This is a genomic window from Corynebacterium sp. UMB0012, assembly GCF_030216265.1.
Lineage (GTDB): Bacteria > Actinomycetota > Actinomycetes > Mycobacteriales > Mycobacteriaceae > Corynebacterium.
Genome location: NZ_JASOKQ010000004.1, coordinates 139,627 through 147,721, shown reverse-complemented (window position 1 = coordinate 147,721; position 8,095 = coordinate 139,627). Strand labels below are relative to the sequence as shown.

The 8,095-nt window shown below is 61.3% G+C and carries 8 protein-coding genes; 6 read left to right on the top strand and 2 right to left on the bottom strand.

Features of this window, described 5'->3' with window-relative positions:
- The 3 genes from QP324_RS03525 to purT form a co-directional block, all read left to right on the top strand.
- Positions 1-329: hypothetical protein (locus QP324_RS03525; protein WP_284814496.1), on the top strand; the 329-nt coding region annotated here is incomplete at its 5' end.
- A gap of 155 nt (positions 330-484) precedes the next feature.
- A complete protein-coding gene (locus QP324_RS03520) occupies positions 485-1,342 on the top strand; it encodes a class F sortase (protein WP_284598010.1) in 858 nt (285 codons plus the stop codon).
- A 151-nt stretch (positions 1,343-1,493) separates the two neighbouring features.
- Entirely contained in the window at positions 1,494-2,846 is a 1,353-nt protein-coding gene (gene purT / locus QP324_RS03515) for a formate-dependent phosphoribosylglycinamide formyltransferase (protein ID WP_284814494.1), read from the top strand.
- Here purT and QP324_RS03510 read toward each other — a convergent pair.
- Positions 2,843-3,328, bottom strand: a complete 486-nt coding sequence (locus QP324_RS03510) for a GNAT family N-acetyltransferase (protein ID WP_284814492.1) — start codon at positions 3,326-3,328, stop codon at positions 2,843-2,845. The genes purT and QP324_RS03510 overlap by 4 nt on opposite strands.
- 3 nt (positions 3,329-3,331) lie before the next feature.
- The gene (locus tag QP324_RS03505; protein ID WP_269953920.1) at positions 3,332-4,693 is read right to left on the bottom strand and encodes an FAD-dependent oxidoreductase; all 1,362 of its coding nucleotides are present in this window, start codon (positions 4,691-4,693) and stop codon (positions 3,332-3,334) included.
- Between the two features lie 228 nt (positions 4,694-4,921).
- On the opposite strand from QP324_RS03505, the gene pta reads away from it, so the two are divergent.
- The 3 genes from pta (at position 4,922) to QP324_RS03490 (ending at position 8,091) form a co-directional block, all read left to right on the top strand.
- Complete coding sequence (pta, locus tag QP324_RS03500; RefSeq protein ID WP_198492115.1) at positions 4,922-6,283, top strand: phosphate acetyltransferase; 1,362 nt, start codon at positions 4,922-4,924, stop codon at positions 6,281-6,283.
- On the top strand, positions 6,284-7,507 hold the full coding sequence (locus tag QP324_RS03495; protein WP_239273389.1) for an acetate kinase: 1,224 nt from the start codon (positions 6,284-6,286) through the stop codon (positions 7,505-7,507).
- A gap of 137 nt (positions 7,508-7,644) precedes the next feature.
- Entirely contained in the window at positions 7,645-8,091 is a 447-nt protein-coding gene (locus tag QP324_RS03490; RefSeq protein ID WP_049377940.1) for a helix-turn-helix domain-containing protein, read from the top strand.
- Positions 8,092-8,095 lie beyond the last annotated feature (4 nt).

Here is an 8,095-nt window from a genome sequence, read left to right as displayed (position 1 = left end):
GTGACAACACCAGCAGCCACAATGGCGGCCACGGTGACAACACCAGCAGCCACAATGGCGGCCACGGTGACAACACCAGCAGCCACAATGGCGGCCACGGTGACAACACCGGCAACCACAATGGTGGCAATGGTCACGAGGACAAGGGTCAGGATGCTCCTCAGGGCGGCAACTCTGACAATGGCCACGGCCGCAGCGTCGAGGTTCAGGGTCAGCAGCCTGAAGAGACTGGCAACGCACTGCCATCCAACGCCGAGCGCGTTGAGATTAAGTCCGTACCGTCCGGCGCAACCGAGCTTGAGCCGGGTATGCAGGATTACATCAAGTAGTCCATAAGCATCGGTGAGGCGGCCCGCGGGTCGCCCCACCGGGGTTGAGACTTAAACACCAAAAATCCCCTCCAGGGTGTGACTGCACACGCTGGAGGGGATTTGCATATAACCTGCACAAGGTAGACAAATCGAGGAAGTAGAGGAAGCTAGCTATGGGAAAGCACGCGCAACCACAGCAGCCGGAAGACAATGGAATGTCGAAGTATCCGGCGAGTGGGGAAGAAGGGGGCGTCGGCAAGCGGGGCATGGGCCGTGGCAAGCTGATCGCTATTATCGCGGCCATCATTGTGGTGGCGCTGGTCTTGTTGCAGGTAGTGCTGTACCTGGCGCGCGATGATGAGGATGAGGCGGGTTCGGCGCCGGAGACGGTGGCCAGCGAGAGCGCGCCGGAGGAATCCGGGCCGAAGTCCGATGCCTTCGTGGATGATTCGGGCCAGCAGGAGCACGAGTATGAGGCCGCGCCTGGTGAGTTCAAGGGCTTTGAGGGCATGTCCGTGGGTATCGATGGCGAGTACGCGGCCGTGGACCCCGTACAGGTTACGGACCAGGGCGTGCTGCTTCCGCCACACGACGTCACCCGCGTGGGCTGGTACTCCGCCTCCGCAGTGCCGGGTGAGCCGGGCAATGTGGGCTCGAGTGTGATTACCGGCCACATTAACTATCAGGGCCAGGGCACTGGTTATGCGGAGAAGTTCACCAAGCTGAAGAAGGACCAGGAATTTACCGTGGTCATCGACGGCCAGGAGCGCACCTTCCGCGTGACCGAGGCTCCGTACCGCCTGCCTAAGGGCTCCGGATTCCCGGATGTGGTCAACGATAAGGAAGGCGAGAACCGTCTGGTTCTCATTACCTGTGGCGGCCAGTTCGTTGGTGGCGCGCTGGGTTATGAGGACAACATCATTACCGTGGCGGAGCCGGTAGGCGAGCCAGAGCAGCCCGCCGAGCAACCGGCAGGGGAGGCTCCGGCCGAAGCCCCAGCCGAGGCACCGGCTGAGGCACCTGCAGCCTAGGCTGAACCTTTTAAGGCGCCCTGTGGAATTGCCCACAGGGCGCCTTCGCCTATCCGGCTCACCTGGCATGTAGGTGGTGGGGTTGGGACCTAAATATGAAATAATTTAGGGCAGTAAACGCCGCTGCCTGCGGCTTAGAAGGAGCATTTTCATGGATAATCCAGGCGAGATCGCCGGTCATATTGGCACGCCGCTGACCAGCAATGCCACCAAGGTATTGCTGCTGGGCTCGGGCGAGCTGGGCAAGCAGCTGGCCATGTCCTTCCAGAACCTGGGCTTGGAGGTCCACGCGGTGGACTCGTATGCGGGCGCGCCGGCGCACCAGGTGGCGCAGTTTAGCTACGTCGCCGATATTAAGGACACCGGGCGCATCCTGCAGCTGGCACAGGAGATTCAGCCGCACTTTGTGGTTCCAGAGGTAGAAACCGTTGCGGTAGAAGCGCTGGAGGAGATGGAAGCGCATAGCGACGCCATCGTGGTCCCCTCCGCCCGCGCCTGCGCCATGACGCAGGACCGCCAGTGCGTGCGCGAGGTGGCGGAGAATATCGGGCTGCCGGTTTCCGCGTATCGCTTTGCTAGCTCCGTGGAGGAGCTCGAGGAAGCGGTGGGGGAGCTGGGCTTTCCGTGCATTATTAAGCCGGATGTGTCCACCTCCGGCAAGGGCCACATGATTGCTCGCGATGAGGAGGATGTGCGCACCGCGTGGGAGACCGTGCGGCGCGTGTCCTCGGATTCGCAACGCGTGGTGGCCGAGCGCTTCGTGGACTTTGACCTTGAGGTCACCCTGCTGGCTATTCGTTCCATTGATCCGGCCACGGGCAAGTTGGCTACGTGGTTTAGCGAGCCCATCGGTCACCGCCATGAGCGCGGCGACCTCGTGGAGGAGTGGCAGCCCACCGGCATGAGCGAAATCGCGCTGGAAAACGCACGCTCGGTGGCCGCGCGCATCTCTAATGAGTTGGGCGGGCGCGGCGTGTACTGCGTGGAGCTCTTCGTTTCGGGCGATGATGTGTACTTTTCCTCCGTGTCCCCGCGGCCCTCGGATACGGCGATGCTGACCTGCTATACCCAGCGTTTTTCCGCCTTTGACCTGCATGCGCGCGCGATTTTGGGCTACCCCATCGACGCCACCCTGGTCACCCCTGGCGCCAGCGTGGTCATCCACGCGGACGAGGAGTTAAATGAGGTGGCCTATACCGGCATCGCCGCGGCCCTCAACTACGCGGAAACGGATGTAAAACTCTTTGGCAAGCCCGGGGCCTACAAGGGCCGTCGCATGGGCTTGGTGTCTGCCACCGCGGAAAGCGCGGAAGAGGCGCGCGACCGCGCAGCACTAGCGGCGCACAAGATCGAGGTGACCTCCACGCCGGGCCTTTTGGCCCAGGGCGGTGCGCGCGGCATCGAGCCGGAGGCGGACAATGTCCCCGATATCGAGGTCGTGGAGTACGAGGGCGGCGTGGAGCTCGACCCGAAGCTCGCCTCCGGCGTGGACGACGCCGACTAGGAAGCGGGGCGCAGCATCGGCTGGTGGGGGACTCCCTCGTCGTCGAATAGCTCGCCTACCGGAGTAAAACCAAAGCCGGCGTAATAATCCACGAGGCCGGCCTGCGCCTCCAGGTAGAGCGGCTGGCCTGGGTGCATGCGCTCGCCTAGGTCGACGGCCGCCTGGAAGAGTTCCCGGCCGAGGCCCGTGCCGCGCGCGGCGGGCGCGAGTGCGAAGCGGCCGATTTGGGCGCCGGCGGCGTCGGCAAGCGCGGCGTCGTCGGCAGGCGCAGCCGGAAAGACGCGGGCCGTGCCGAGCAGCTCGTGGGTGTCCGCGTCCCAGGCCAGCAGGTGCACGGTCTGGGGGTCTGCGTCGGTGGCGTCAATCTCGGCATACGGGCAGCGCTGCTCGTGGACAAAGACGTCTACCCGCAGCTTGTAGAGCTGGTGGACGTCCAAGGCTGCCAGTTGACCCAAGGGCGCGGCGGAAATGAAATGCGGCATGGGCTAGGCCTGCGGGCCGGCGTGCTTGACCATTTCGTCCCACTCGACGATCTTGATGCGCTCGCGGCCGTGCGGTTCACCGGCGGCGCGCTCAGCGGCATCCAGGCGGTGCCAGCCTTCCCAGGTGGTCACGGCGATATCGCGGGAGGCCAGGAAGTCTAGGATGTCCTGCGGGTCGCGCTTGGTGGCAGGCTCCAAGTCGCCGGCCTTGTAATCGGCGATGAGCATGGTTGTGGTGTCCTTGGCATCGGACTTGGTATTGCCAATCAGGCCCACCGGGCCGCGCTTAATCCAACCGGTGGTGTAGAGGCCGGGCAGCTTTTCGCCGTCGACATTGGCCAACACGTGGCCGCCGTCGTTGGGCATGGTGGCCTTGGTCTCGTCGAAAGGCACGCCGTCGACGGACTGAGGGTAGTAGCCCACGGCGCGGTAGACGGCTTGGACCGGCCACTCGGTGTACTTGCCGGTACCGGTTACGGTGCCATCACCGTTGAGCTCAGTGCGCTCGGTCTTGATGGCGGTGACGTGGCCGTCCTCACCCAGCACCTCTACCGGGGACTCAAAGAAGTGGATGTAGAGCTTGTGCGGGGCATCGCCCGGCTCGCGCATAGCGTAAGACTCGAGGGTCTGGCACACCAGGTCTGTGGATTTGGCGGCGCGGCGTGCCTCCTCAGAGGCGGCGTCATACTCGATGTCCTCGGGGTTGACAATGACCTCGATGGTCGGGGACTCGTCCAGTTCCTTGAGCTCCTTCGGCGTGTACTTGGCCTGTGCCGGGCCGCGGCGGCCGAAGACGTGGACCTCCTTGGCGCGGTTTTTCTTCAGCGCTGCATAGACATTATCCGGGATCTCGGTAACAAGTAGCTCGTCGGCGGTCTTAGCCAGGATACGGGAGACGTCGAGGGAGACATTGCCCACACCGACGACGGCGACAGATTCTGCAGAGAGATCCCAATCGCGTTCGAAGTTGGGGTTGCCGTCATAAAAGCCTACGAATTCGCCGGCGCCATGGTTGCCCTTGAGGTCCTCGCCCGGGATGCCCATGCGCTTATCGGCGGTAGCACCGGTGGCGAAGATAATGGCGTCATAATATTCGCGCATCTCCTCGACGGTGATGTCCTTGCCCACCTCAATATTGCCCAGGAAGCGGATCTCTTCCTTTTCCATAACGTTGTGCAGGGACTGCACGATGCCCTTAATACGCGGGTGATCCGGTGCCACGCCGTAGCGGATCAAACCGAACGGCGTCGGCATCTTTTCAAAAAGATCGATCTGCACATCGAGGTCGGATTTCACTAGAAGGTCAGAGGCGTAAATGCCTGCCGGGCCGGAGCCGACCACGGCGACGCGCGCTGGGTTAGTCATGTGCTTAGGGTGTCCTTTCTTTCGTTGTGCTGCATATTCTACGCGGTCACTATGCGATAAAAACCACAGCATTACTAACCCCAGTTTAGGGCGGTCACGATGGGGCATAGGAGGGGGTAAATCGCGTACAGTGGAATAGTCACCGCGTGTTAATAACTGTGATGGCTGACATGAAGTTATGACACGCGTTAATTGTGTTCAAATGACCGTGACTGAAAGGTAAATTGCATGTCTGCATCTCATTCCGCAGTTATTAGCGCTATCGGCCGTGGCTTCGATGGCCTCGATGTGCCCGCCTTGGCTAAAGACCTAGGCGCGGAGCTCATCCGCCTCGAAGACTTCGATGCCACCGTCGCCGCCGTACTTGCTGAGGCTCCCGCCGCTGAGAACATCGTGGCGCAGGGCACCGGCGATATCGCCTTCGATGCCGAAGTAGCTGCCGCCCTTGGCCTGCCGCTGGCCATCATTTCCGGCGCCCCGCAGCGCACCGGCGAGCTGGCACAGCACAATGCGGAATCCTTGGGTGCCACCGTTGCTGGCATCTTCACCGACCTGGAAGCGGTTCCGGGCGCACTTGCTGCGCTTGGCGACGTCTCCCCGGTCATGTCCGCAGACCTCTTCCAGAAGCAGCTTATTGACCAGGCCCGCGCCGCCGGTTCGCACATCGTTCTGCCAGAGGGCGACGATGATCGCATCCTCGAGGCCGCACACGTGGTGCTGCGCGATAAGGTTGCCAAGCTGACCATCCTGGGCAACGAGGCCGATATCAAGGCCCGCGCCGAAGAGCTCAAGCTCGACCTGGCCGGTGCCGAGATCATCAACCACCTCGAGTCCCCGCTGGCAGAGGAGTTTGCCGCCGACTTTGCGGAGCTGCGCAAGAAGAAGGGTGTCACCCTCGAGCAGGCTCGCGAAACGATGAAGGACATCTCCTACTTCGCCACCATGATGGTGCACAAGGGCTTGGCCGATGGCATGGTCTCCGGCGCTGCCCACACCACCGCCCACACCATCAAGCCTTCCTTCCAGATCATCAAGACCAAGCCGAACGCTTCCGTGGTCTCCTCCATCTTCCTGATGGTCATGCGCGGCCGCCTGTGGGCCTTCGGTGACTGTGCCGTCAACCCGAACCCCACCGCCGAGCAGCTGGGCGAGATCGCCATCGTTTCCGCACAGACTGCCTCCCAGTTCGGCATCGACCCGCGCGTGGCCATGCTGTCCTACTCCTCCGGCACCTCCGGCTCCGGCCCGGACGTTGAGCGCGCCGTGGCCGCCGTGGAGGCCGCCAAGCAGCTGGATTCCTCCGTCAAGGTGGATGGCCCGCTGCAATTCGACGCCGCCTGCGACCCGGGCGTTGCGGCTAAGAAGATGCCGAATTCTGAAGTGGCCGGCAAGGCAAACGTCTTCGTCTTCCCGGATTTGGAGGCCGGCAATATCGGCTACAAGACGGCACAGCGCACCGGCGGCGCACTCGCCGTGGGCCCGATCCTGCAGGGCCTGAACAAGCCGGTAAACGATCTGTCGCGTGGCGCGACCGTTCCGGACATCATCAACACCGTTGCAATCACCGCTATTCAGGCTGGAGAGAAATAAATGTCATACGTTCTGGTCCTTAACTCAGGTTCTTCCTCCGTTAAATTCCAGCTGGTCGATCCCGAATCCAGCGCCACGGATACCCCGCTGGTTTCTGGTCTGGTCGAGCAGGTTGGCGAGCCCCTCGGCGCCGTCACAGTCAAGACCGGTGGTGAGAAGTACAAGGAAGAGCTGGAAATCCCTACTCACTCCTTCGGCCTCGAGCGCGCTTTTGCCATCATGAGCGAACATAACGTTGGCCCGACCGACGTGGATGTTATCGCCGTTGGTCACCGTGTTGTTCACGGCGGTCGCCTCTTCTCCGAACCACAGCTCATCGTGGACCAGATTGAGTCCATGATTGAAGACCTCATCCCGCTGGCTCCGCTGCACAACCCGGCCAACCTGGACGGCATCCGCGTGGCCCGCAAGATGCTGCCGGATATTCCGCACGTTGCCGTCTTCGATACCGCGTTCTTCAATACCCTGCCGCCGGCAGCTGCGCTATATGCCATCAACAATGAGGTAGCGTCCAAGTACGATATCCGCCGCTACGGCTTCCACGGCACCTCTCACGAGTTCGTCTCCCAGCAGGTGCCGGCCCTTTTGGGCCGCGACCCAATGCACACCCACCAGATCACTCTTCACCTGGGCAACGGTGCTTCTGCTGCGGCCATCCGCAATGGCCGCGCCATCGATACCTCGATGGGCCTGACCCCGTTGGCCGGTCTGGCTATGGGTACCCGTTCCGGTGACATTGACCCGGGCATCATCTTCCACCTCGTCCGCGAGGCGGGCATGAGTGTGGACGAGATTGACACCCTGCTCAATAAGCAGTCCGGTGTCAAGGGCATCTCCGGTGTCAATGACTTCCGTACGCTGCGCGAGCGCATCGACAACGAAGACCAGGACGCGTGGCTGGCCTACAATATCTACATTCACCAGCTGCGCCGCTTCATCGGTTCCTACATGATTTCCCTGGGCCGCGTTGACGCCATCACCTTTACCGCCGGTGTGGGTGAAAACGATACCGAGGTGCGCCAGGATTCCCTCTACAACCTGGATATGTACGGCATCCACTTTGATAAGGAGCGCAACCTGGTCCGTTCCGACCAGCCGCGCATGATCTCCACCGAGGATTCCCCGGTCAAGGTCTTCGTTGTGCCGACCAACGAGGAGCTGGCGATCGCCCAGAAGTCTGCCGAAATCGCCGCTATGGCGCGTGAGGCTGGCATGTACAAGTAGAGATTCTCACGTCTAGCTAGCGGCTGGAATATGAATAAGGGGCGTGCGGTCCGCAAGGGATCGCACGCCTCGTTTTTGTCTCTGAACCTAGTACAGCAACTGTTTCGTTTATTTCGTTTATTTTGTAAGGTGAGGGTATGAAGGACTTACAAAATGGCGGGGCAACTCGGGATACCAGCCCAGCGGAAGAGGCTTTATTAAGGCTCAATTCTGTGTTGGAGGCAAAAGATTCACCGGCACCAGTGGATATATTCGTGCAAGGAACCGAGCAAATAATCGCAATTCCGCGAGAAATCGCTGAAACCCTGCAGAAAGTTCTCGTCATTGAAGCGGCAGGGAAATCGGTCCGCGTAGTGCCCGAGGAATCCGAATTCACCACGCAACAGGCAGCAGACTTTCTCAATGTTTCGCGGCCACACGTTGTAAAGCTCATTGATGAAGGGAGCCTTCCCGGCTACAAGGTTGGTTCCCATCGGCGCGTGAGTCTTGCGGATCTGCAGAAATACAAGAATGAAAGAGATGTCCGTCAGCGCCGTGCCGTAGCTGAATTAACAGCCTTATCGGAGGACCTGGAGCTATATTAGTGGG